Below are 22,384 nucleotides of genomic sequence, written 5' to 3'. Positions count from 1 at the left end.
AAATGAACCACCAGAAAATACCCGGTATCGCTCCCGGCGGGAAGCCGGAAGTCTTCCCCGCCGACGGGACGCCGCAGGAGGACGACCTCTCCCTCCAGGTGACCAAACGGCCTCGCCCCGGGCGCTGGCTCGCGGTTCTCGCCGCCGCGCTGTTCGCCGTGTGGCTCGCCTACACCATCATCGTCAACCCCAATCTTCACTGGGACATCGTCGCCAAGTACCAGTTCGACGGCGTGATTCTCAAAGGCCTCGGGGTGACCATTCAGCTCACCCTCATCTCGATGATCCTCGGCATCGCCATCGGGATCGTCGTCGCGGTGATGCAACTGTCCGACAGTCCGGTCCTGCGTCTCACCGCCGGTGCCTACACCTGGTTCTTCCGGGGCACCCCGCTGCTGGTCCAGCTCATCTTCTGGTTCAACCTGGCCCTGCTGTTCCCGGTGATCAGCATCGGAATCCCGTTCGACGGCCCCAAACTCATCAGCTGGCAGTCCAACCAGGTCATCACCGGATTCGTGGCCGCCCTTCTCGGTCTCTCCATCAACGAGGGCGCCTACATGGCAGAGATCGTGCGAGCCGGCATCCAGAGCGTGGATCCCGGCCAGCGCGAGGCGGGCGCCTCCATCGGGATGTCGAACCGCCGGATCCTGTCCCGGATCATCCTTCCGCAGGCGATGCGGGTCATCATTCCGCCGTTCGGCAACCAGTTCATCTCCATGCTCAAGACGACCTCGCTGGTCTCGGTCATCGCCGGAGCCGATCTGATGACCGTGTCCCAGCACCTCTACCTCGCCAACTTCGAAGTGGTCGCGCTGCTCCTGGTGGCCTCGATCTGGTACCTCGTGCTCACCACCATCGCCACCATCGGCCAGCACGCCGTCGAGCGTCGCTACAGCCCCGGCGCCGCTCCCGTGCTGCGGAGCAGGATCCTGGCCAATCTCCTGCCCGGACGCACCAAGAAAGGAGCAGCGGCATGAACGACGTGATCCTCAGGGCCCGCGGGGTACGCAAGAGGTTCGGTGACACCGAGGTGCTTCAGGGCATCGACCTGGACGTCAGCAGCGGTGAAGTGCTCTGTGTCATCGGCCCCTCCGGGTCCGGGAAGTCCACACTGCTGCGCTGCTTCAACCATCTTGAGCGGATCGACGCGGGGCGGGTGTGGATGGACGGTGAACTGGTCGGCTACGAACAGCACGGCCCGTCCGGGCGGGTGCTGCGCGAGCGGCGTGCCCGGGACGTCCGGCGGCAACGCGAGCGGATCGGCATGGTGTTCCAGCGTTTCCACCTGTTCCCGCACCGCACAGCGGTGCAGAACGTGATGGAGGGTCCGGTCGCCGTCAAGGGCCGGCCCCGTGCACAGGCCGAGAAGCAGGCCCGCAAGCTGCTGGCCGACGTCGGTCTCGCGGACCGGGCGGACCACTATCCGGAGCAGCTGTCCGGCGGGCAGCAGCAGCGGGTGGCGATCGCCCGCGCCCTGGCCATGGAACCAGTCCTCATGCTCTTCGACGAACCGACCTCCGCCCTCGATCCCGAACTCGTCGGCGAGGTGCTCGGCGTCATGCGCGACCTGGCCCGAAGCGGTATGACGATGGTCGTGGTCACCCATGAGATGGGCTTCGCCCGCGAGGTCGCCGACCGGGTCCTGTTCATGGACCGGGGGGCCGTCGTCGAGGCCGGGAGCCCGGACGTGTTGTTCACCGACCCGCGGCACGACCGTACGCGGGCCTTCCTGTCGACGGTGCTGTGATGGGCCGCCCCCTCGATCTGCTGCTGCGCGGCGGCACGCTCGTCGACGGAACCGGCGCACCCGCCCGGGAAGCGGACATCGCGGTGGTGGACGGGCGGATCGCCGTACTCCCCGCCGGCGCCCCTGCCCCGGCCGCCGAGACCCTGGACGTGACCGGACGCATCGTCGCCCCCGGCTTCATCGACGTGCACACGCACTCCGACGCCCTCGCGGCGCCCCACGGAACCGGCGGAGCCACTGAGCCGATCGACGGCCTCCGTCTGGCTCCGCTGCTTCAGGGCGTCACCACGGAGATCTGCGGAAACTGCGGGACCAGCCTGTTCCCCTCGCTCCCGGAACGGCTACCGGCACTCGCCGAGCATCTCAGGGTGACGTTCGGGCTCGGACCGGTGCGGCCCGCCGTGGACTTCGACGCGTTCGCCGCCGGACAGGATCCTGCCCTGCGCCACACCCACATCGCCTCGCTGGTCGGCCACGGCACACTGCGCGCCGGAGTGATGGGCTTCGAGGACCGGCCGCCCCGGGCCGACGAACTGGACACCATGTGCGCACTGCTGGACCGGACGCTGGCCCAGGGGGCGGCCGGTCTGTCCACCGGGCTGATCTACCCTCCCGGCACCTACGCCGACACCGAGGAGATCGTCGCGCTGGCCAGGGTCGCCGCCCGCCACGGCAAGCCCTACGTCACCCATCTGCGCGACGAGATGTCACAGGTGGAGTCCGCGCTGGAGGAGGCCCTGGAGATCGCGGTGCGCTCCGGCGCCCCCTTGCAGATTTCCCACCACAAGACCGCGGGCCGGCACGCCTGGGGCGCCACACTGCGTACCCTGCCCCGGCTGGAACGGGCCCGCGTCGAAGGCGTGGACGTGCTGTGCGACGTATATCCGTACACGGCGGGAAGCACCGTCCTGCACGCCATGCTGCCCCCGTGGGCGAGTGAGGGCGGGATCGGAGCCCTGCTGGAACGGCTGCGCCGGCCCGAGACGCGCGACCGGATCAGAACGGACATAGCCCAGGGCGTCGAGGGATGGGAGAACACCGTGGGAAACGGCGGCTGGGACCTCATCTCGGTGGCCGCAGCGCAGACGCACCCCGAGGCCGAGGGGCGCAGCATCGCCGACCTGGCAGCCGAGCGCGGCGTCCATCCGGTCGACCAGGCGTGCGATCTCCTGCTGGCCGAGCAGGGCGAAGTGACCATCATCAGCCATTCCATGCGCGAGGACGACGTCCGCCGGGTTCTCGCCAGCCCGTTGTCGATGATCGGTTCGGACGGCGTCCCCAAACCCGGTCGGCCGCATCCGCGCTGGGCGGGGAGTTTCGCCCGGGTGCTCGGCCGTTACACCCGTGACGAGCAGCTGCTCCCGCTGGAGAGCGCGGTGCACAAGATGACGGGGCTGCCGGCCCGCCGCTTCGGCCTCACCGGCCGCGGCGTGGTCCGCGACGGCGCCCTGGCCGATCTGGTCGTGCTCGACCCGGCTTCGGTACGCGACACCGCCGACTTCGACCACCCGCTGCTGGCGCCCGAGGGCATCGATACGGTCGTGGTGTCGGGACAGGTCGCGGCGAGAGACGGCCGCCCGACCTCGGCGCGGGCGGGAGAAGTGGTGAGAATCCGATGAGTCTGGCCCAAGTGGCCGCGGCGGCACGTCGTTCGGCCGCGCTGCCGCTCACCCTCGCCGTCGCCGCCGTCGACATCGACGGCGGCGGCACGGTGGGAGTGGACGAGCACACTGTGCTGCCGGTGGCGTCCGCCTCGAAGCTGCTGCTGCTCGCCGAGGTCGCGCGCCGACTGGACACCGGGGAGCTGCCCGCCGACCGCCTCGTGGAAGTGCTCGACGAGGACCTGGCGGACGGAACCGGTCTGCTGCGCCGGCTGAGCGGGCGCGGCTGGACCGTCGAGGACCTGGCCTGGCTGACCGCCTCGGTGAGCGACAACACCGCGACCAACGCACTCCTGCGCCTCGTGGGGCGCGAGTCCACGGCCCGGCTCGCACAGGGGCTCGGGCTCGACCACCTCACGCTGCACGACAAGGTCCGTGACGTCCGTGGTGCGGACGTGCCGCCCGTCTTCGCCACCGGTACCGCACGGGACCTGGCGAGGCTGGTGGCACACGCGGTGCGCGGCACCATGGGCTGCCCGGCTGCCTCGGCCCGGCTGCTGCGCTGGATGCGGGCCAACACCGATCACGGCCTGGTCCCCGCACTGGTCGACCACGACCCGTACGACCCGGGCTTTCCCGAGCGGCCGCGCGACGGGCTGCTGGTGGCCAACAAGACCGGCACCGACACCGGGGTACGTGCCGACGCCGGTGTCATCATCGGCAGACGCCGGCTGGCGTACGCGGTGGTGGCGCACTGGGACACGGCCCTGGGCCCGAGTACCGAGCGGGCCGCGGTGCATGCCATACGGGACGTGGGCCGGACCCTCGCGGCCTGCGCGGGGCGCCGGACCGTCGTCTGAGACACGGCACACCATCCTCCGAGGTGCAATGGTCGTGACCGGCGGACCGGTCACGACCATTGCACCTCCAGCAGCGACCGGATCTCCTCGGCAGCCGACCGCAGCTCCGCGAGGAAGATGCGCAGCAGCGGGTTGCGGTTGGTGGACCGGGTGGCGACCCCGATGCGGCGGTGCAGCCGGGGGTGGTCCAGTCGGCAGACGTGCACGCCGGCGGTGTCGCCGAGTCCGAGGGCCGGGACGAGTGCGATGCCCATGCCCGCGCGAGCCAGGTTGATCGTGACCTGGTAGTGATCGCTGCGGCAGCGGACCCGGGGCCGGAAGCCCTCGGCCGCGCACGCGCGTTCCAGGACCGGTTCGCCGGTGTGTCCGCCGTGCGTACCGATCCAGCTCTCCCCCTCCAGAGCGGCGAGCCGGACCGTGTCGTGCCGCCCGAGGCGGTGTCGCAGGGGGAGGACCACCAGCTGCGGCTCGTCGAAGAACATCTCCACGTCCACGGCCGCCTGCCGGCACCAGGGGTCCAGCGGATGCTCGAAGACGACCGCGACGTCCAGCCGGCCCGCCTCCAGGTCGGGCACCAACTCGTGCGGCTGGCCGAGGATCAGTTCCAGCTCGACCTGGGGCCGGACCGCCGCGAACCCCGACAGGGCCCGGGGCAGCAGCTCCAGGCCCGAGGACGCGAAGAAGCCCAGTCGCAGGACACCGGCCTCGCCCTCGGAGTGCGCCCGCAGCTCGTCCTGTGCGACGGCCATCAGATCGGCGACCGCCTGTGCGTGCTCGGCCAGCCGCGCCCCGGCCGCGGTCAGCCGCAGGCTCTGCGGCTGACGCTCCACCAACGCCACGCCGAGCTCCTGCTCCAGCCGGGCGAGTTGATGCGAGATCGCGGACGGGCTCAGATGCAGCGCCTGGGCCGCGGCCACGATGGTGCCGGTACGGGAGATCTCCAGCAGGACGAGCAGTCGGGCACTGTTCAGCATCGGGTCAGGTTAGGCCGTGCCGACGCACTGCGCCGCTCCGGCACCGGACCGTACCGCCTGGGCCGCCCCCGCCGGGAGCCCGGCGGGCTCGTCCACGTCCAGGCGCAGCAGGTCCTCCTCGGTCTCCCGGCGCACCACGGTGCGGGCGCGGCCGTCCCGCACGAAGACCACGGCGGGGCGCGGCAGCTTGTTGTAGTTGGAGGCCATGGCGTATCCGTAGGCGCCGGTGACCGGCGTGGCCAGGAGATCGTCCACCGCGACATCGGCGGGCAGCGCGGCCTCGTCGACGATCACGTCGCCGCTCTCGCAGTGCTTGCCGACCAGCCGTGCCCGCAGGGGCCGGGAGGCGCGCGGGCTGCGTGGCAGGAAGACCTCGTAACGGCTGCCGTACAGGGCGGGGCGCAGGTTGTCGCTCATCCCGCCGTCCACACCGATGTACGTCCGCACGCCCTCGATGCGCTTGATCGTGCCCACCCGGTAGAGGGTCAGTCCGGCGCTGGCGGCGATGGACCGGCCGGGTTCCACGGTCACCGAGGAGGCCCAGCCCGCGTCACGTACCGCGGTGCGCACCCGGGCCGCCCATTCGGCGAACGACGGCGCGCTCTGTCCCGCCTCGTACGCGACGCCGAGGCCGCCGCCGACCGTCAGCCGGTGCATCCGGGTGTCGGTGGCGAACCGGGCGACGGCGGCGGCGCCGGCCGCGAGCTGTGCCGTGTCGAGCACCTGCGAGCCCACGTGTGCGTGGACGCCTTCCAGGATCATCGCAGGGGAGCCGGCGGCCCGGCGCACGGCGGCCGCAGCGGTTCCGCCCGCGAGGCCGAAGCCGAACTTGGAGTCGTTGCCACCGGTCCGGATCGCCGCGTGCGCTCCGGCGGCCACTCCGGGCGCCACCCGTAGCTGGACTCGGGCGGGAGGCAGGCGTTCCTCGGAGTGCAGCCGCTCGATGCGGTCCATCTCGTCGAAGCTGTCGACCACCACGTGCCGCACCTGGGCGGACATGGCCGTGCGCAGTTCCATCTCGTCCTTGTTATTGCCGTGCAGGACGATCCGCCCGGCCGGTACCCCGGCGTGCAGCGCGACACGCAGCTCGCCGCCGGAGGCGACATCGAGCAACAGTCCCTCTTCATGGGCCAGCCGGGCCATGGCCGTGCACAGGAACGCCTTGGAGGCGTAGGCGACGTTGTCCCGGCCGAACGCGGCGACCGCCTCCCGGCAGCGCCGGCGCAGATGCTCCTCGTCGTACACGAAGAGGGGTGTGCCGAAACGCCGCGCCAGTTCGGTGAGCAGGACGCCACCGACGGCCAGCCCTTCGGGACGGATTTCGGATGTGCCGGGCAGCAGGCCCGTTTCGATCGCTGATGTCATGCGTTCCTCCCCGGAAGCCGGCTCGCAGCCATCCTGCGGCCTGAGCGGGGAGTCATAAAAGCGCATTCTTCTATGGCTGAGCCTCAAGGTTTTCGATGCTCGCGCGATGGTGTCGGCGGGCACGCAGCAGCCGTAGCCGTTGTGGACGTCCCGCTGGACGACGGCCTCGGTGCTGCGCCGACCCTGGCAGGTCAACCGACACAATCCGCTGAGCTGCGGTAACGGCCCAGTGCTGCAGGGCTTGTTCCCCGACCCCACAAGATCATTTCCTGCGTGGCGTCCGTGCCCGCCCACGTACCCCTCGTCCGACGCCGAGGGCGGTCAGGGTGTCGTGAATCTTCGTCGCCGCGTGGTCAGGTCTTTCTACCCGGTGCCGGAGAGTCCTTGGTGCGACTCTCATTTCCTGGCCGAGACTCTGGCGCCGACGGCGGACCGGCTCCCGGTCTTCCGAGGTGCTTGTGCTTGAACCTTCAGTGGCTGATCAAGCGGGGTGTGGCGGTCCGGGGGCTCAAGGCGGGGGTGCTGGTGGACGACGTCGCTGTCCTGGTCGATGAAGCCGTACCTCTTCTCCGCGTCGAACCACTTCACCGTGCCCGTAGCCGCAGACTCTCCGCCCTTCACCCGGCACCGTCCGCGCGGCCCGCCAACTGCCGCGCCAGGCCCGCCTGTGCTGCCACCACGCGATCATCGCGCCCACGGCAGGCGGGCTCCCCGCGTCACCCGCGCCATCCACCCGAACGAGCGACTGCGCACGGAACAGCTCTGGGACGGCCTGGTGAAGGTCGCGGCGCCGGACGGCTTCTCGAGCTCAAGCGGAGCCGCAACGCCAAGCCGTCCTTCGACCGAGCCCACCGCGACCGACCGTTCCGAGGCACGCCGAACACCCGGGTCGGTGCCGCCGGCCCGGCCCGAGCCGATCCAGATCACCTCCACGCCCGCCACGTGCGGTACCCGACCACGAAAACCAGGTGAACCCGTTGGAGTACGACGTTTTTACCGACTGGGACGACGACACCACCGCCGAGACCTACGCCGCCTTCACCCGCGCCTACCCCATGTACAGCGCCTCCAGCCACGACCTGGCCGCGCGTGCCGGCCTCACCCTCAGCCGTGTGGTCGTCGACCCGTGCGGCGGCACCGGTACGACGGCCGAGGCCATCCTCGCCCTGGCACCACCCGACTCCACCATCGCCTCCCTCGACAGCTCCTCCGCCATGCAGAGCATCGGCCGCCGCCTCCTCACCGACCCGCGACTGACCTGGGTCAACGCACCCGCCGAAGACCTGACCGACCACGTCCCGACACGCAGCGTCGATGCCGTCGTGTGCAACTCGGCGTTGTGGAAGACCAAAGCCGCAGCCGTGGTCACCGCGGTGCGCCGTGTACTGCGGCCCGGAGGCCGGTTCGTCTTCAACATCGGCGGCACGTTCGCCGGCGTCACTCACCCCGACGCACAGGTCCCGTCGACCGGACCCTCCCTCAGCACCCTGATTCAGCAGATCGCCACCCGGGAGTACGACTCCGTCCCGCCGACGGCCGCCATATCTCCGAAGCTCCCGCTCCCCGTGATCACCAGGCTTCTGGCCGAACCCGACATACGCGGGGTCCATCGAGACGGGGACGATCCGCCCGGGGGCGATGCCGGTCTCCTCGAACAGCTCCCGCATGGCTGCGCCGGCCAGCGTCGTATCGGTCGGCTCAAGATGCCCGCCTGGCTGCAACGTGATCCCGTACGCGAGGTGCTCGATCAGCTGGACCTCCGTGGCGTCCCGGACCAGCAGCGCGCCGGCAGTGACGTGCATCGAACCGCTCCCGTACGTCTGGCCATCGCCCAACTCGATGGGGCTCGGCCGGGGCGCGGCGCTGCACAGCGCGGTGTACATGGTCGGCGCCACCCACAACTACCTCAACACGGAGTGGACGCCCGGCCAGGCCGAGGCCCCGGCCGCCGACGACTTCTGGGACGACGAGGACAATCCGGACCCGGTGTGCTCGGCGGGGGCCAGGACCCGGCTGAGTGCTGAGCAGCAGCAGACGGCGGGCACCACCTACATCGCCGCCGCCGCGCGGCTCTTCCTCGCGGGCGACGACCGGGTCCGCCCGCTGCTCGACGGCTCCGGCCGGCGCGCGCCCCCGGCAGGCCCCGCCCGGGTGCTGACCCACGCGGTCGGCGGCAACCGCACCCCGGCGATCCGGCCCGACAGCCCGCTCTCGGTGACGAACGGGCGCGTGTGCCGGCAGATCTCGACGAGCACCGACCGGGCCTGCGGGCCGGACTCCGACCCCGGTGGTTCGCCGCACTTCGCCTCCTGGGCGAACGCCACCGACGAACCGGGCCGCAACGCGGTCACGGCCCGCTGGACCGAGCCGGGCACCCCGGTCCGGCTGACGCCGGAGCGCACCTTCTCGCCAGCGGGCGATGGCGGTACGACCACACCCGGTCGGCGCTCCGTCGCGAGGCCCGTCCGCCGGAGTGAAACGGCTGCAGGAGCCACACCCTCCGAGCCGTGCCGTACCCGTCGCGCACCTGTGCCGTGCCTGTGGCAAGCCTGTGTCATTCCCACCTCAGCCTGATAGGGGCGTCTCAGCGCGCCTCGCTGACGCTCCGTTGAACGTTCCGGCTGTCGCATGGGCAGCCCTCACTGCCAGTTAGGACAAAATGACACACAAGGGACGCATCGTCTTCGCAGTTGCCCTCACCACCCTGGGGCTCGGGCTCACGGCCTGCAACGACGGCGAGGACTCGGCAACGACACAGGAATCGCCTTCGGCCTCCGCCCCGGCGTCGTCCGACACGAGCAGCAAGAGCCCGTCCGCGGCCACCGGCGACGACGCTGCCGCTCCGGCCGGTGATGTCGCCGCACCGGGCACAAAGGTCAAGATCGGTGACCGAGCGGTCCTGCCGTTCACGTACGGGACCGACAAGAAGGGCACCGTCGCCGTGACCGTCACGGCGATCGAGAAGGGCGCCGAGGCCGACATGGCCGCCTTCGGCGACAAGGCGAAGGGAATGACGCCCTACTACATCCGGATGAAGGTGGAGAACGTCGGTGGCACCGACCTGTCGTACGCGTCGCTGAGACTGCGCGGCAAGCTGGAGGGCGGCGGCCCCACGGGCGTAGTTCTGATCGGCGACCTCCCGGGCAAGTGCGACAGCGAATCGGCACCCCGCGACTTCACCACCAAGGGCGCGTCGTACGAGACCTGCTCGCTCAGCGCCACGAAGACCGATCCCATCGCGACTGCCTCGTTCGAGGAGGGTGACGCGTACCGCGACAGCCCGGTCCTCTGGACCAGCTGACCACCCGTTCCCGTGTCCGCGCGCCGGGCATCCCGTCCTTGACGGAATGCCCGGCCGGCGGCCGGCCCGCGCTCGACAGCTTTCCGGCGAGCAGCACGGTGCGGTGGCCGCCCAGCCTGAGGCCGACCTCACGGGTGAAATCGGACGTGAGTTCCGCCCAGCCCCAGGAGCAGCCCGCGAACTGCTGGAGGAAACCGACGGAGGCGTCCAACGAAGGATGGCTCTCGTTCCAGGCAGACCCGGATGAGGCGACACCGCTGCAGCGCAGCGTGAAGGTGCTTGCTCGGGCTCTGCGCCACTACCACTTCGCGGGCGATGGCTGCCTGGACGAGGACCGGCCTCTGGTCCGCCTCGTCGGAGCCTCGGTGTTGAAGCCCATGATCATGCCGGCCGGGGTGGAGGAGGCATACGAGGAGGTGTGCGCGCGGATCGGCGTCGGTCCCAGGCCGGAGGGCTGGGCGCTGTGGAACACCTGGAGCGACGGGGACCTGAAGGTGACCATAGTGGTGTCCGCCGTCGAGACGACCGAGGAGCTGTTCGAGAACTGGTCGCGCGGGAGGGCACTCGACCCAGTGTCACCGCTGCCCTCCCAGATCGCCCTCGTCCGCCAGGGATGGATAGGACCGATGACGTTCTCACCTCGCGGCGTCAGCCGAGCCGGCCTTGGCGGTCGTCCTGTTGGCCACCTGGACCGGAACCTGCCCCACCTGCCGAAACCCACCCCACGGCAGCCCTACGACACCACCTAGGAAAGCCCTGCTAACTCCCGTATGTAATGCATCGCGTAGTGACAGTTGGGGGTTACGGTCATCGCGCCGGCCTCTGCGTACAGGCCGTCGGCGAACGGTTCGCGCAGGGTGTACGCTCGCCCGCCGGGTCGGTCGGTGGCCTCGAGTACGGTGACATGGCTGCCGCGTCGCGTGAGTTCGTAGGCGATCGCAAGCCCCGAGAGCCCTGCTCCGACGACGATCACTTTCCGGGGTGCCTGCAGCCCTTCCAGTCCACCGTCCAGGGCGTGGCGCACCTCGGTCTGTGTGGGTTCTGTCATGGAACCGTCTCCCCTTAGCGGTGTGGTGTGCGCAGGGGTGCGGCGGGCTGGTGCTGTGCGGCGGCCTGCGTGAGGTGACTCCGGAGGTAATCGGCGGTGAACGAACCCTGTGTGGTGCTCAGTTGATCCGGTGTGCCTTCGAAGATGATGTTGCCACCGTGTCGGCCGGCCTCGGGACCGAGGTCGATGACCCAGTCGGCGTGCTTGATCACATCCAGGTCGTGTTCGATCACGATCACGGTGTTGCCGCCGTCGGCGAGCCGGTCGAGAAGGACGAGCAGTGTCCCGACGTCCGCCATGTGCAGGCCGGTCGTCGGCTCGTCGAAGATGTAGAGGCTGCCCGTCCCGTGCAGCCGGTCAGCGAGCTTGAGTCGTTGCCGTTCGCCGCCGGACAGTGTGGACAGCGGTTGTCCGAGGGTGAGGTAGGGGAGGCCGACTTCGCGGAGCATGGCCAGCTTGCGCAGCACCGCGCGTTCGGTGAAGTGGTCGAGTGCCTCCTCGACGGTGAGGCTCAGGGTCTGCACGATGTTGAGGCCGTCGAGGAGGTGGGCAAGGACCTCGGGCCGAAAGCGCCGGCCCTCGCAGACCTCACAGACGGTGGTGACCGGGTCCAGGAAGGCGAGGTCGTTGTCGATGAGGCCGCGGCCCTTGCACGCCGGGCAGCCACCGGTGGAATTGAAGCTGAACATCCCGGCGTCGACCCCGTTGGCCTGGGCGAACAGTTTGCGGATGGTGTCCATGATGTTGATGTAGGTGGCCGGCGTGGAGCGCGGCGAGGTGCCGATCGCCGACTGGTCCACGATGATCGCGTCGGGTTGCTGGGCGGCGAGGACGCGGGAGACCAGGGTGCTCTTGCCCGATCCGGCGACACCGGTGACGGCGGTGATCACACCGGCCGGGATGTCGACGGTGATGTCTTTGAGGTTGCGCAGATCGGCCCCGGTGACGGTGTAGGTGCCGGTGGAGGTGCGAGGTGCCTGATTGAGCCCGGACACGGTTCGGAGGTGCTGCCCGGTGAGGGAGTCGGAGGTGCGCAGTTCCTCGACCGTGCCTTCGAAAACGACTTCGCCGCCGTGGGCGCCTGCGCCCGGACCCATGTCGACGACGTGGTCGGCGATGGCGATAACCTGCCGATCGTGCTCGACGACCAGGACCGTATTGCCCTTGTCCCTCAGGGCCAGGAGCAGCTCGTTGAGCCGGTGCACGTCGCGGGGGTGCAGGCCGACGCTGGGTTCGTCGAAGATGTACGTCACGTCGGTGAGGCTGCTGCCGAGGTGACGCACGATCTTCAGCCGCTGTCCCTCTCCACCTGACATGGTGGAGGTCTGGCGGTCCAGGCTGAGGTAGCCGAGGCCCACTGCCTCGATGCGGCGCAGTACGGCGAGAGCCGCTGTCGCCACAGGCTTGGCGACAGGGTCGTCGATGGCGATGAGCACCTCGATGAGTTCACCGATCTCCATGGCCGCGCAGTCGGCGATGCTGTACGTTCCGATCTTCGAGCGCCGGGCCGCCGAGTTGAGCCTGGCGCCCCCGCACTCCGGGCAGAGGCCCTCGGTGACGACCCGGGCGACGGCCTGGCGGTCACGGTCGCTCAGGGTGTGTCCCTCGCGTTTGAGGTAGCGGCGGGTGAAGCGGGTGACGACGCCTTCGTACTCGTTCTTGTAGACGCTGTGCCGGCTGCGGCGGTCGACGCGGAACCCGCCGCCGTACAGGAAGAGTTCGCGCTGCCGGCCGGTGAAGCGGGCCAGTGGCATGTCGGGGTCGAAGAGACCCGATTCCGCGTACAGCTGCCACTGGGCGGTGCCGACCGCGAACGAGGGGAAGTTGATGGCACCCTCGTTCAGGGTCTTGCTCTCGTCGAGCAGCCGGTCCAGGTCCACGGTGGTGGTGCGCCCCAGCCCCTCGCAGGTCTCGCACATGCCGTGCACATCGTTGAAGGAGTACAGGTTCGACGGTCCGGCGCTGGGTTCTCCGTGCCGTGAGAACAGCACTCGCAAAATGGGGTGGACCTCGGTCATCGTGCCGACGGTCGAGCGTGAATTTCCGCCGATGGGCTTCTGGTCGACCACGATCGCAGTGGACAGGTTCTCCATCACTTCGGCGCGTGGCCGCTCGTACCGGGCGAGCCGGTTCCGTACGTACCAGGGGAACGTCTCGTTGAGCTGGCGCTGCGACTCGACCGCGATCGTGGAGAAGACGATCGAAGATTTCCCGGAGCCGGACACGCCGGTGAAGACAGTGAGCTTTCCCTTGGGGACGGTCAGCGAGACGTTCTTGAGGTTGTTCTCCCGGGCGCCGCCGAGAACGATATCGCCGCCGAATCGCGCGTTTCCCCGAACTGTCATGCTCCGCAACCTCCGCCCGCCGCAATGGGTCCGCTGCCATCACCCTACGCCAATTGATTTCCAATCGGCAATCATAGGCTAGCATCGTTCAGCGTTGAACACCGACCCGAATCCTCTTCCAGCTGCTGTCGTCCCGTCTGGGCCTGACCGTTTCGCGCGGAGAGCGGCCCCTCCAGGGGATGCAGCGCAGGATCGAAGTGTTCGGCCGCCCGGCGACCGTGGGCTTCTACAATTCCTTCTCCGTACGCACCGGTGACGGCCCGGTCGAGGCCCTGCACCGGGCCGGAGTCGAGCTCTGCCCGCAGCCGGGCTCGGCCGAGGTACTCGCCCTGCGGGGACCCGGCGTCGCGGGGATGCAGTTCCATCCGGAGTCTGTTCTCAGCCCCTCCGGCGCCGGACTCTTCTTCGCCCTGATGCGGGAGGCGGCGACCATGAGGTAGACACTCGCCCCGGCACGGCAAAGGGACGGGCGCCCCCGAAAAGGGTGGCCGTCCCTTTGCGCAGAAAGCGGTTACGCTTGCATCATTTCCATGTGGAAATCAAGTAGGGGTGCACTGGACAGTGCAACGGCACCGGTCCCTCGTGTCCCCCTCGAAAGGAGCCCACCGATGACAGACGTACACGAAGTCCGCGCGCAGCAGCTCAGTCCGCCCTCCGAGCTGGAGGACGCGCTGTCGCATCTGCAGTGTGTACTGGTCGCCCGGCGGGCCGCGACCAACCCCGAAGGAATCAACTGGCAGCAGTACGACGTACTGGAGATGCTCCGTATCCGCGGCGCCATGAACCCTTCGCGTCTCAGCGAGTCCCTGGGGGTATCGCGGCAGACCGCGTCCAAGGCGCTGCGCGTCCTGAAAGACCTTGAGCTCGTCCAGCAGGCGGCACTCGGCGAGGACAAGAGGGAACATACGACCTCTCTCACACCGCAGGGCCACGCCTTCCTGGCCGGCGCGGCGCGCAGCCGACGGGAGAACGTTCACGCCGCCGCAGAGGTGCTCTCGCCCGGCGAGCAGGCCTTGTTCACGGAAATGTGCCAGAAGGTCGCCACCTCGATCGATGTCCTGCTGCACTAGCAGCCGGCCGCCTCTCACGAGAGGGCTGCCCCTACGAAGGCAGGACCATCTCCTCACCCTGCCGAGCCGTGCGCTGCTGCCAGTGCGCAGCAACGGCCACGGCCTGCATCAGGTTGAGCCGAGCATCACGCAGGGTCCGGTAACGCGGGCCGCGCACCGGAGTGACTCCGGCTCCCGCGCATTCGCCCATGTCCAGGGGAGAAGCCACCACATGCAGCCCGGCGCATCTGCCGCCTCCGTCCGAAACGATCGACAAGAACCAGCGAATCTCGTCCAGGATGTGGTTGAGATGACGGACTTTCAGGCCGCTCTGGTCCTGGACGGTGTTGCCGTGCATCGGGTCGCACATCCACAGCACAGGGTGCCCGCTCAGGCGTACTGCGCGCACCAGCGCTCCGAGCCGGTCGATCTCCGTCACACCGAAGCGCGCGATGAGGGTCAGCCGACCGGGGGTGCGCTCCGGATCGAGAACCGCGCACAACCGCATCACCTTCGCGACGGTCGTGCGCGGGCCCACCTCGCACGCCACGGGATTCTCGAGCCGTGCCAGCAGCCGCACGTGCGCGCCGTCTGCCTGCCGGGTGCGCTCGCCGATCCAGGCCAGTGCGTGGAGGCGAGATAGCGTCCGCCGCCACCGGTCGGCCGCACCAGCGGAGTCTCGTAGTCCAGGAGCAGGGCCTCGTGGCTGGCCCACACCCGGTCCAGAAAGGTCGCGCCGTCGCCCCGGCCGAGGGCGTCGAGCGAGCGGAGGATCTCGCGAGCGGCCCGGTAGCCGCCGATCATCCGCCCGGGATCGGCCCGTCGTGCCCGGTGGGTCGGCTCGGGTCCGTTGACCATGGGACCCCGGTAGACCGGTACCCTGCCGCCGACACCGTACTCGTACGTCTGTGACCTGGGTTTGGCGAACTGCCCTGCCAAGCGGCCGACTTCTACGACCGGCCGGCCGGCCGGCTCCTGCCCGCATGATGTCGCCGAGGACGTCCAGCATCTCGGCCTTGGGCGCGACATCGGCGATCGAGGACTCGGCGGGATCCTCGGCACAGTCGCCGGCCATCAGCACACACAGCTCGCCCTCTGCCACTCGCGCCAGGAGACCGCCCAGTTGCCGCACGCTGTCCCAGCGCACCAGCGGCTAGCTCTCGGCGAGTGTCGCCCGGACCTCCTTCACCCGGGCCGGGTCCGGCCAGTCCGGCTGCTGGTCCGGCGGAGAGCCCGGCAGGTGGGCTCAGCGGAAGATGTGGTGCCATCGGGCAGATCAGTCCAGCTCCCCCGTCCGCCGGAAGTACTCGATCATCCGGGAGATGGACGCGACGTCGATGGCCGGGAACTCCATGCCGAGGTGCCGCAGCGACCGTTAGGTGGCTTTGTTCACGTGACTCGTTCTCGCCAAGTTCCAGTGCGCCTTCCTGGAACAGTGGGAGGGCGGCGGCGAGCGCGTTTCCAGCCCCGGAGGCCGCCGACCGCTCCTGAGCGGCGAACCATGCGTCGCCCGAGACCACCTCCAGCGGAGAGCCCGCCTCCCTGATCGCGTCATGCACCACCTCAAAGTCCGCGCCTTCGGGGTGGAACAGGGTGGTACGTCCGGCTGTGGCCCTCCTGCCGGGAGAGCAGCACCAGCGCACGGCTGACGAAGCCCACAGGCAGCAGGTCGGTGCGCAGCTGGTGACCGGGGGCGACGAACCCAGCTGGACGAAGCTCTTGATCTGCCGCCACAGGAAGTCGTCCGGTTGGCAGGCCCCGGTGGTGCTGTCCCCGGCCACCCGGCTCGATCGCCTGATCCATCACCATGGCCTTGGCCGCCGAACGGGCGGGTCGTCAGGGTTGGGGATCGGCGGGGAGTCGCTGACGACTCGTTTGCCGTCCAGGGTGTAGTCGCGGTGCCGTCGCCGCGGTAGATAGCCCTCGGGGCAGAGCCTTCTGCCCTCCACGGCCGGCGCCGACGCCGGCGCCGACGAGGGCCCTGACCCTTCTTCCGGGAGATCGGGGGACGGTGGCGGTCCGGCGCGGTCGTCCGTTCGGTCGATCCGGACGCACTCGACGTCCGGATCGACCTCGGAGGGGATGACCTCCGGGTGGTCGTCCCGCGCCGGGACGTCACTCGACTCCACCCGGGCCTCCCCAGTAGAAGTGCGATCCCCAGGTCGACGTGCCGGTGAAGTCGGTGGAGATCTGGTAGGCGTTCGGGTTCGTCACATAGGGGTAGCCCACCACCGGCTTCATCGTGCCGGCCGCGTCGGACTGGTAGGTCAGGTTGCGCATGTAGGCCGCGCGGCTCCAGCCCTCGGACGGGAAGCGCCCGCTGCCCATCCAGGTGTACGTGGCCTCGGGGTGGTTGGCGACGTCGTCGACGATCTCGCCGCCCCAGTCGATGGAAGCCGCTTGGTCGCGCAGTCCCGTGGCGTTGAACAGGCTGGTGGGGTAGCCGCCCATCCATTCGTTGCCGATCCGGATCCACCACTTGTTCAGGTACAGCATGACCTTGATGGCGAGGTCGTACTGGTCACCCGCGTAGACGCTCTCCGCCACGCGGATACCGGGGTAGACCGTGCTCGACAGCTGCTCCCATCCCTTCACGTCCCGGTTGTAGCCGCCGAGGTAGTTGCCCATCTGCGTGTAGTTGTTGGTGGTGTAGAAGATGAAGAGGTGCGGATACCAGTCGCCGTAGAGGTCGTAGTAGGTCTGCACGCCCACTTCGACGGTCTGCAGATCGGTCCCGGCCCCCGATCCCCTGACCTCCCACAGCTGCCCCAGGGAGAACTCGTTGGACCACTGGACGTAAGGCCGCCACGTGTTGATGAAGCCTTCGGTGCCGTAGTTGGTCACGCCCTGGGCTGCGTGGGCGTATTTGTGCACGGCGGTGGCGGCGCGGGGCAGGGCGAGGCCGGGATCGTCGGGCGGCGTGGACCGCTTCGCGTAGATCCCCTTCGACAGGTAGTCCTGCAGGGTTCCGACCGGGGTGATGCGGTCCAGCGGCTTGCGCAGCATCGGGACAGTGCCGGGAGGTCCGGTCTCTTCGCGCGACTCGCCCGCTTCGAAGGGCTGGGGCGAGGACGGGCGGTCGGGGTCGTTGGGGCGGTCCGCCGACTCGATGTAGGGCGGTTCACCCTGGGCCTCGACGGGGACCCAGTCGAGCGCGTCGCCGGATTCGGTCGTCGTGCGGGCGACGACGTTGCGCTCCGCGTACTGGTCCTTGAAGTACTGCCGGATCTCGTCCAGTCGCTCGGCCGCGTCGTGTTCCAGCTCACGGCCCGAGCGGGGGTGTAGTGGTGGCGTCTCCGGCACGTCGGGGTTCCGCTCAATCCTGCCCGATTCCATCGTGCTCTCCTTCGTGGCCGAGGCCTTGGCGGCCGAAGGCCGGCGGCCGTACGCCTCCGCGGACGAATGCGCCGCACGGAAGCGGTGGCCCCGGGACAGAGCACCGGCATGGGTTCGTTGCGGCGGAGAGGAATCCGTACGGGAGGTCGGCCGTCAGCGGCGAAGTCCCACTTGTGCCCCTTGCTCACCATACGCGCATTTCCCCGGGCCCGCGCGGGGGTTGCCCTCCCGCGCGCATACACCCGATTGCAGGGGGTGTTGTCCCGCAGGAGACTGAAGGTGTACCCCGTTCCTGCAGGACTCGGTTCGATTCCCCCTCGACATCGAAGGAGTCCGCCATGGGACCGCACAAGACCGACTCGAGACGCACCGTTGCCGGCGTCGGCACCACCGGACCCGGTCAGCGACAGGACGGCTTCGAGTACGTCCAGCTATTCCTGGTTGAGCTCGGGTACATCCCCGCGCGCTCCTACGAAGCGGGGCGCCTCGACGACATCACCGCACTGGCCCTGGCCTGGTTCCAGGAGCACAGCGGGCTCACGCCGACAGGTGTCTTCGACGACCGTACGCGTGCGGAGATGCTGAAGTCCCGCTGCGGGCTGATGCGTGCCCCTGTCCTCCGCGCGACCGGAGCACCCATCTACGACACCCTCAACGGCAACATGTGCGCCTGGGACAAGAACCACTTCACGTACGCGTTCAAGGAAGGGACCGTACAGATACCTGGTGACGACGAGTTCGCCGCCGTACGAACCGCGTTCGCCACGTGGGAGGCTCTCCTCCCCGTCACGTTCACCGAGGTGCCCTCGGGGGCGAACCCTGACTTCCTGATCAGCTGGGTTCCGGCGAACGACCCCGACTACCCCCTCCTGGTGGGCCCACGTCACGCCCACGCCGCCGCACCGCCGGGATGCGGGACGCCCAGTCTTCCCAAACCTCTCCACTTCGACAAAGACGAACACAAGTGGCGCATAGGGGCCGAGCCCGACTGCCTCGACGTGGAGAGTGTCGCCCTCCACGAGATCGGCCATCTCATCGGCCTGCGACACGCGGCCGGAATCGGCACGCAGCATGACGTCATGTGGTCCACGTTCAATACCAACACCCTGAGGCGCGTGCCGACGGCGAACGACAAGAGCCGGGCGCGCAGCCTCTATTGGCAGCAGATCGACGGCAACCCGGCGACCGGTCAGCTCGCCGCGTCGGGGAACCGGCTCTACCAGCGTCACGGCACGGGCGCGATCTTCGAGTACACCGGAACGCCCATGATCGGCTGGCTGGCGCTCGACGTGAACCCCGCAACGGCACAGATCGCCGCCGACGGCGACGAGTTGTACCAGAGGCACGAGACCAGCGGCGCGATCTTCCGGTACACCGGCACCCCCCTGACCGGCTGGCAGCAACTGGATGCCAATCCGGCCACGGCGCAGCTCACCGCGTCGGGAGGGAATCTCTACCAGCGCCACACCACCGGTGCCGTCCTGCGGTACACCGGTGCTCCCATGACGGGGTGGCAACTCCTGGACAACAACCCCTTCACGGCACAGATCGTGGCCGACGGAACCCAGCTGTACCAACGGCATACCACGGGCGCAGTCTTCCGCTACACCGGAACCCCTTTGACCGGCTGGGAGTTCCTCGCCTTCGCCGGCAGCGGCGCGACGCGGATCGACGCCGGCGGCGGAGTCATGTACCAGTTCAGGCTGGCCAACGGAGAGATCCTGCGGCACTTGGGAGGCACGTCCTGGGACACGGTCGACACCGACCTCCGGACCTTGGAGATCAGTGTCGGAGCCGGGGACGTTTACCAGCTCCTCGACACGGGAGAGATCTTCCGGCATCCGCCGAGCGGCGGGGTGGAGCAGATGAGCCACCTCCGGCTGCCTGGCCGACCCATCCCGGTCATGATCGCCAGTTCGAGCACCCACCTGTACCACCTGCGCGCCAACGGAGAGCTGATGCGGTACTACAGGTAGCGCGTAGCGGCCACGGGCTGCGTGCGCTACGGCATGAGGCGCAGCGCCTCGTCCGCTGGGGGCCGCACGAACGCCACCGACGTCTGGCCCGTACCCACCTACAGCACGTGCGCCCCCGGGCGTTGGTGCGGGACACCCTGGCGCCACCGCGGGCGGAGCGGGCGTCGTAGAAGTTGAAGCGGGCGGAGTGACGTACGAGAATTGAAGGAGATTCGTGCTCATCGGTAGCGCCGCCGTCCTCGCGGCGTTCATCTCCTTCATGCACAAGGAGGCGATTCGACATGGAATTGTTCACCGGAGCGTACGGCGACAATCTCCAGGCCGAGGGGGCAGCCGACCGTAACCGGAGCATGCAGAACGCTCTCGACGGTTTCATGAACGGGCTGACCGGAGCCGACCGCGCCGCACTCGAACGGGTCGCCCTCACCGTGGTGGCTCTGGAGGACACTGACGATCGCGCGTGGGCGGGCCACCGGCAGAACGAGGTCCACTTCTCGGGCAGCCTGGTCAAACTGCTCGCCATGTACGCGGCACACACACTCCGCTTCTTCTCCCATCAACTGCTCCTGGAACAGCAGCCGTCGTCGTCGGACGCCTTCTTCCTCGCCCTCTCGTCCGACTTCGACCAGAAGATCAAGAACGCGACCCCGAGCGCCATCACCATCCAGCACGGGAGCGACCCCACCAAGATCGTGCCGGCCTACCGGACGGTTCTCGAACCTCAACTCGACGCGGCGGGACGCCCGATCGGCGTCGAGTTCACCTTCGACTACCGCACCCAGCTCAGGGGGATGCTCCTCCAGCAGCAGAATGCCGGCGCGGCGGCCAGCATCCACGGCGTCGCGTTCGGCTTCATGAACGCCAAGGCGGGAGACGACGGCTTCTTCCGGAAGCAGACCCAGCAGGGCATCTGGCTCGCCGGCGACTACCTGGCGCAATGGACCCCGGTGCGGATCGCGTCCGCGAACGACGGACAGGTCGCCCAGGCGACCACAGCCGTGGACATGGCGAAACTCGTCACCCGGATGTTCGACGGCAGCCTGGAGAGTGGCAGCCCGACGGATCTTGTCCAGATGCTCGTGGGTGGCGGCCGCAGCTGGTTCCACCGCGAACTCCTGTGGCCGAACGGCGGGCTTTCCGCCACCCACGCGAAGATCGGCATCGGCCCGCTCAAGCCCAACAGCGCCGGTGTCGTCGAGAGAGTGGTCTCGGAGGCACTCAAGGTCCACGACAGCAACCGGAACCTCGACTTCGTGGTCGTGTGGCAGAACCTCAAGGTCCCCGCCGATCCGACCAGAGCCGAACTCGAGCGGGTCTCCCGCATGGTCGAGGCCACCATCAACGGCTTCCAACCAACCGTATGACGGTACGCATTCGGACGTCATGGACCGATGAAGAGCAGGCCGGTGGCCCGGGAGAAGACTGCCGACCGCTACACCCCCGAAGCGGGTGGAGCGATGTGGCCGACCGCGCTTCGGCGTGATGTCGCCCAGGAGTCACGAAGTTGATCATTTTGAGCCGCTGGCCGCAATAGGTGTGGGTGCGCGTCGGGTCAATGCCGAAGCCGGCAGTGACTGAACGGGGGTTCGTTGTCTCGCGAACCTTCACAGAAGAGAGAAGACCGCGCTCGACACAGAGAGATCCTCCACCGCTCACGAGTGGTCCACGTTGCTCCACACTTGCCGAGATGGCTCAAGCCTGGCACCTACCAGTATCTGGCAAACGCCTGGGGACTCGACGGGTTCGTCTTCACCGGAGAAATCGATCCGCTACTCGACGAACAGCAGGAGAAGGCCGTCGTCGACCGGATCCTGAAGTACACCCAGGGCAATCGCCGCCCGAGGGGTACGAGGTCGTCCCGCAGCTTGTTGACGACGTCGCCGAGCGCATCCTCGCCATCTCTCCCCGACTGGTGGGGTTCACCTGCCTGTTCGGCCGGACCATGGCTTCTCTGGCACTCGCCACCGGCTCAAGGCCCGCGATCCGGGACTTGCGGTCGTGTTCGCCGGCTACGTCCTGGAAGGGGAGCCCGGACGCGCCGTCGCCCGGGCCGTCGATGTCGTCGACACCGTGGTGCAAGGCGACGGAGAGCAGATCATCGTCGACCTTGCCCTCGCTGTTCCCGGGCGTGGTGACCGGGCCTCGTGGCCAGGTCACCTCGCCGACCGGATCATTCGCCCGCCCAGGTTCGACCTCACCCGTACGCCGCTGACCGACTACGGCGACCGGTTCCACGACCTCGAAGGAGACAGCCGCTCGACACGGACCCGCACACCTGCACACTGTCGCAAGCCGCCTCGTGCTCTACCAAGAACTCGATGAGCGGCCGCTCAGCATCGGGCGTATCACTCATGGACTGGTCGAGGCCGGTGCCCTGTGCGAGGAGGATGCCGAGGGAGCACTGGCAGAGCTGCTTCACCGTCGCCTGCTCCGGACTGAAGGGGATCTCGCGATCGGCCTGGCGGCACCGTCTTCAGCAGCCGCTTCCCATCGCGCCGAGTCCTGGTCCCGGCAGTGGCCAAGCATCTGGGTCTGATCCGGCCGTCGCGGTCCCCCGCAAGATCCGGACGGTTCCCGGGCCACCTCGGCGACCAGGAGCGCCTGTTCAGGCGTTGCCGCCGGCCAACCGCGCAAGAACGGCGTCGCGCCGACGACGGTCCGGGCAGGCCTCTGCTGGTCGGGTGATTTCCGCACCGGACCGGGGGCGTCCCGCGATTCGTGGCCGCGCGCCGGCCCTCGGGCGGGGATAGCGTCGGGGGTGTTCCCGATCCCCATCCGCCTC

The 22,384-nt window shown here is 68.9% G+C and carries 19 protein-coding genes and 3 pseudogenes; 13 read left to right on the top strand and 9 right to left on the bottom strand.

Annotated features, from left to right (window positions below):
- The first annotated feature begins 2 nt into the window (after positions 1 to 2).
- From OHA98_RS16350 to OHA98_RS16335, 4 genes are read left to right on the top strand one after another with little or no spacing between them, the layout of a single operon-like run.
- A complete protein-coding gene (locus tag OHA98_RS16350; RefSeq protein WP_266926452.1) occupies positions 3 to 977 on the top strand; it encodes an amino acid ABC transporter permease in 975 nt (324 codons plus the stop codon).
- A complete protein-coding gene (locus OHA98_RS16345; RefSeq protein WP_266926451.1) occupies positions 974 to 1,747 on the top strand; it encodes an amino acid ABC transporter ATP-binding protein in 774 nt (257 codons plus the stop codon). The genes OHA98_RS16350 and OHA98_RS16345 overlap by 4 nt, the downstream gene beginning before the upstream one ends.
- Positions 1,747 to 3,366, top strand: coding sequence for an amidohydrolase family protein (locus OHA98_RS16340; protein ID WP_266926449.1), 1,620 nt, complete (start codon positions 1,747 to 1,749; stop codon positions 3,364 to 3,366). Before OHA98_RS16345 ends, OHA98_RS16340 begins: the two co-directional genes overlap by 1 nt.
- Positions 3,363 to 4,208: a serine hydrolase gene (locus OHA98_RS16335; protein ID WP_266926447.1), complete on the top strand. Its 846-nt coding sequence runs from the start codon at positions 3,363 to 3,365 to the stop codon at positions 4,206 to 4,208. Before OHA98_RS16340 ends, OHA98_RS16335 begins: the two co-directional genes overlap by 4 nt.
- A 50-nt stretch (positions 4,209 to 4,258) precedes the next feature.
- Here the strand turns inward: OHA98_RS16335 and OHA98_RS16330 are convergent, their stop codons facing one another.
- The 3 genes from OHA98_RS16330 to OHA98_RS42905 form a co-directional block, all read right to left on the bottom strand.
- Entirely contained in the window at positions 4,259 to 5,182 is a 924-nt protein-coding gene (locus tag OHA98_RS16330; RefSeq protein ID WP_266926445.1) for a LysR family transcriptional regulator, read from the bottom strand.
- Between the two features lie 9 nt (positions 5,183 to 5,191).
- A complete protein-coding gene (gene lysA, locus OHA98_RS16325; protein WP_266926443.1) occupies positions 5,192 to 6,547 on the bottom strand; it encodes a diaminopimelate decarboxylase in 1,356 nt (451 codons plus the stop codon).
- A gap of 396 nt (positions 6,548 to 6,943) precedes the next feature.
- A complete protein-coding gene (locus OHA98_RS42905; protein ID WP_353962248.1) occupies positions 6,944 to 7,168 on the bottom strand; it encodes a cold shock domain-containing protein in 225 nt (74 codons plus the stop codon).
- Between the two features lie 434 nt (positions 7,169 to 7,602).
- On the opposite strand from OHA98_RS42905, the pseudogene OHA98_RS16320 reads away from it, so the two are divergent.
- Positions 7,603 to 7,899, top strand: a pseudogene (locus OHA98_RS16320) (trans-aconitate 2-methyltransferase); the annotation flags it as partial.
- Positions 7,900 to 8,220: 321 nt separating this feature from the next.
- Here the strand turns inward: OHA98_RS16320 and OHA98_RS16315 are convergent.
- Positions 8,221 to 8,349: pseudogene (locus OHA98_RS16315) on the bottom strand (NUDIX hydrolase); the annotation flags it as partial.
- A 34-nt stretch (positions 8,350 to 8,383) separates the two neighbouring features.
- On the opposite strand from OHA98_RS16315, the pseudogene OHA98_RS16310 reads away from it, so the two are divergent.
- The 3 genes and pseudogenes from OHA98_RS16310 to OHA98_RS16300 form a co-directional block, all read left to right on the top strand.
- Positions 8,384 to 8,941: pseudogene (locus tag OHA98_RS16310) on the top strand (hypothetical protein); the annotation flags it as partial.
- A 265-nt stretch (positions 8,942 to 9,206) separates the two neighbouring features.
- On the top strand, positions 9,207 to 9,848 hold the full coding sequence (locus OHA98_RS16305) for a hypothetical protein (protein WP_266926442.1): 642 nt from the start codon (positions 9,207 to 9,209) through the stop codon (positions 9,846 to 9,848).
- Between the two features lie 146 nt (positions 9,849 to 9,994).
- Entirely contained in the window at positions 9,995 to 10,597 is a 603-nt protein-coding gene (locus OHA98_RS16300) for a hypothetical protein (protein WP_266926440.1), read from the top strand.
- Here the strand turns inward: OHA98_RS16300 and OHA98_RS16295 are convergent.
- Both OHA98_RS16295 and OHA98_RS16290 read right to left on the bottom strand, forming a co-directional pair.
- Entirely contained in the window at positions 10,594 to 10,896 is a 303-nt protein-coding gene (locus OHA98_RS16295; RefSeq protein ID WP_266926438.1) for an FAD-dependent oxidoreductase, read from the bottom strand. The genes OHA98_RS16300 and OHA98_RS16295 overlap by 4 nt on opposite strands.
- Positions 10,897 to 10,910: 14 nt before the next feature.
- On the bottom strand, positions 10,911 to 13,241 hold the full coding sequence (locus OHA98_RS16290; protein WP_266926436.1) for an excinuclease ABC subunit UvrA: 2,331 nt from the start codon (positions 13,239 to 13,241) through the stop codon (positions 10,911 to 10,913).
- 110 nt (positions 13,242 to 13,351) lie between these two features.
- On the opposite strand from OHA98_RS16290, the gene OHA98_RS16285 reads away from it, so the two are divergent.
- Both OHA98_RS16285 and OHA98_RS16280 read left to right on the top strand, forming a co-directional pair.
- Positions 13,352 to 13,681, top strand: a complete 330-nt coding sequence (locus OHA98_RS16285) for a hypothetical protein (RefSeq protein ID WP_323179603.1) — start codon at positions 13,352 to 13,354, stop codon at positions 13,679 to 13,681.
- A 168-nt stretch (positions 13,682 to 13,849) separates the two neighbouring features.
- Positions 13,850 to 14,311, top strand: coding sequence for a MarR family winged helix-turn-helix transcriptional regulator (locus OHA98_RS16280; RefSeq protein WP_266926434.1), 462 nt, complete (start codon positions 13,850 to 13,852; stop codon positions 14,309 to 14,311).
- A gap of 31 nt (positions 14,312 to 14,342) precedes the next feature.
- Here the strand turns inward: OHA98_RS16280 and OHA98_RS42675 are convergent, their stop codons facing one another.
- From OHA98_RS42675 to OHA98_RS16270, 3 genes are all read right to left on the bottom strand, one after another.
- Entirely contained in the window at positions 14,343 to 14,870 is a 528-nt protein-coding gene (locus OHA98_RS42675; protein WP_323179563.1) for a 3-deoxy-7-phosphoheptulonate synthase, read from the bottom strand.
- Positions 14,798 to 15,229, bottom strand: coding sequence for a 3-deoxy-7-phosphoheptulonate synthase (locus OHA98_RS42670; protein ID WP_323179562.1), 432 nt, complete (start codon positions 15,227 to 15,229; stop codon positions 14,798 to 14,800). The genes OHA98_RS42675 and OHA98_RS42670 overlap by 73 nt, the downstream gene beginning before the upstream one ends.
- A 1,176-nt stretch (positions 15,230 to 16,405) precedes the next feature.
- A complete protein-coding gene (locus tag OHA98_RS16270) occupies positions 16,406 to 17,626 on the bottom strand; it encodes a neprosin family prolyl endopeptidase (RefSeq protein ID WP_266926432.1) in 1,221 nt (406 codons plus the stop codon).
- Positions 17,627 to 17,964: 338 nt separating this feature from the next.
- Between OHA98_RS16270 and OHA98_RS16265 the strand changes: the two genes are divergently transcribed.
- The 3 genes from OHA98_RS16265 (at position 17,965) to OHA98_RS16255 (ending at position 21,924) form a co-directional block, all read left to right on the top strand.
- Positions 17,965 to 19,602 (top strand): matrixin family metalloprotease, encoded by a 1,638-nt coding sequence (locus OHA98_RS16265; protein ID WP_266926430.1) that lies wholly within the window; start codon positions 17,965 to 17,967, stop codon positions 19,600 to 19,602.
- A 281-nt stretch (positions 19,603 to 19,883) separates the two neighbouring features.
- On the top strand, positions 19,884 to 20,966 hold the full coding sequence (locus OHA98_RS16260) for a hypothetical protein (protein ID WP_266926428.1): 1,083 nt from the start codon (positions 19,884 to 19,886) through the stop codon (positions 20,964 to 20,966).
- A gap of 634 nt (positions 20,967 to 21,600) precedes the next feature.
- On the top strand, positions 21,601 to 21,924 hold the full coding sequence (locus tag OHA98_RS16255; protein ID WP_266926427.1) for a hypothetical protein: 324 nt from the start codon (positions 21,601 to 21,603) through the stop codon (positions 21,922 to 21,924).
- The last annotated feature ends 460 nt before the right edge of the window (positions 21,925 to 22,384 follow it).

Origin of the sequence: Streptomyces sp. NBC_00654 (assembly GCF_026341775.1) — a bacterium.
Taxonomy (GTDB): Bacteria; Actinomycetota; Actinomycetes; order Streptomycetales; family Streptomycetaceae; genus Streptomyces.
Note: the sequence above shows the minus strand (reverse complement) of the source record. Positions and strands in the feature narration are given on the sequence as shown.

Excerpts from the sequence above, each read along its gene's own strand:
- OHA98_RS16350 (WP_266926452.1), top strand. The coding sequence starts at position 3 with ATGAACCACCAGAAAATACCCGGTATCGCTCCCGGCGGGAAGCCGGAA.
- OHA98_RS16345 (WP_266926451.1), top strand. The coding sequence starts at position 974 with ATGAACGACGTGATCCTCAGGGCCCGCGGGGTACGCAAGAGGTTCGGT.
- OHA98_RS16340 (WP_266926449.1), top strand. The coding sequence starts at position 1,747 with ATGGGCCGCCCCCTCGATCTGCTGCTGCGCGGCGGCACGCTCGTCGAC.
- OHA98_RS16335 (WP_266926447.1), top strand. The coding sequence starts at position 3,363 with ATGAGTCTGGCCCAAGTGGCCGCGGCGGCACGTCGTTCGGCCGCGCTG.
- OHA98_RS16330 (WP_266926445.1), bottom strand. The coding sequence starts at position 5,182 with ATGCTGAACAGTGCCCGACTGCTCGTCCTGCTGGAGATCTCCCGTACC.
- lysA (WP_266926443.1), bottom strand. The coding sequence starts at position 6,547 with ATGACATCAGCGATCGAAACGGGCCTGCTGCCCGGCACATCCGAAATC.
- OHA98_RS16305 (WP_266926442.1), top strand. The coding sequence starts at position 9,207 with ATGACACACAAGGGACGCATCGTCTTCGCAGTTGCCCTCACCACCCTG.
- OHA98_RS16295 (WP_266926438.1), bottom strand. The coding sequence starts at position 10,896 with ATGACAGAACCCACACAGACCGAGGTGCGCCACGCCCTGGACGGTGGA.
- OHA98_RS16290 (WP_266926436.1), bottom strand. The coding sequence starts at position 13,241 with ATGACAGTTCGGGGAAACGCGCGATTCGGCGGCGATATCGTTCTCGGC.
- OHA98_RS16280 (WP_266926434.1), top strand. The coding sequence starts at position 13,850 with ATGACAGACGTACACGAAGTCCGCGCGCAGCAGCTCAGTCCGCCCTCC.
- OHA98_RS16270 (WP_266926432.1), bottom strand. The coding sequence starts at position 17,626 with ATGGAATCGGGCAGGATTGAGCGGAACCCCGACGTGCCGGAGACGCCA.
- OHA98_RS16265 (WP_266926430.1), top strand. The coding sequence starts at position 17,965 with ATGGGACCGCACAAGACCGACTCGAGACGCACCGTTGCCGGCGTCGGC.
- OHA98_RS16260 (WP_266926428.1), top strand. The coding sequence starts at position 19,884 with ATGGAATTGTTCACCGGAGCGTACGGCGACAATCTCCAGGCCGAGGGG.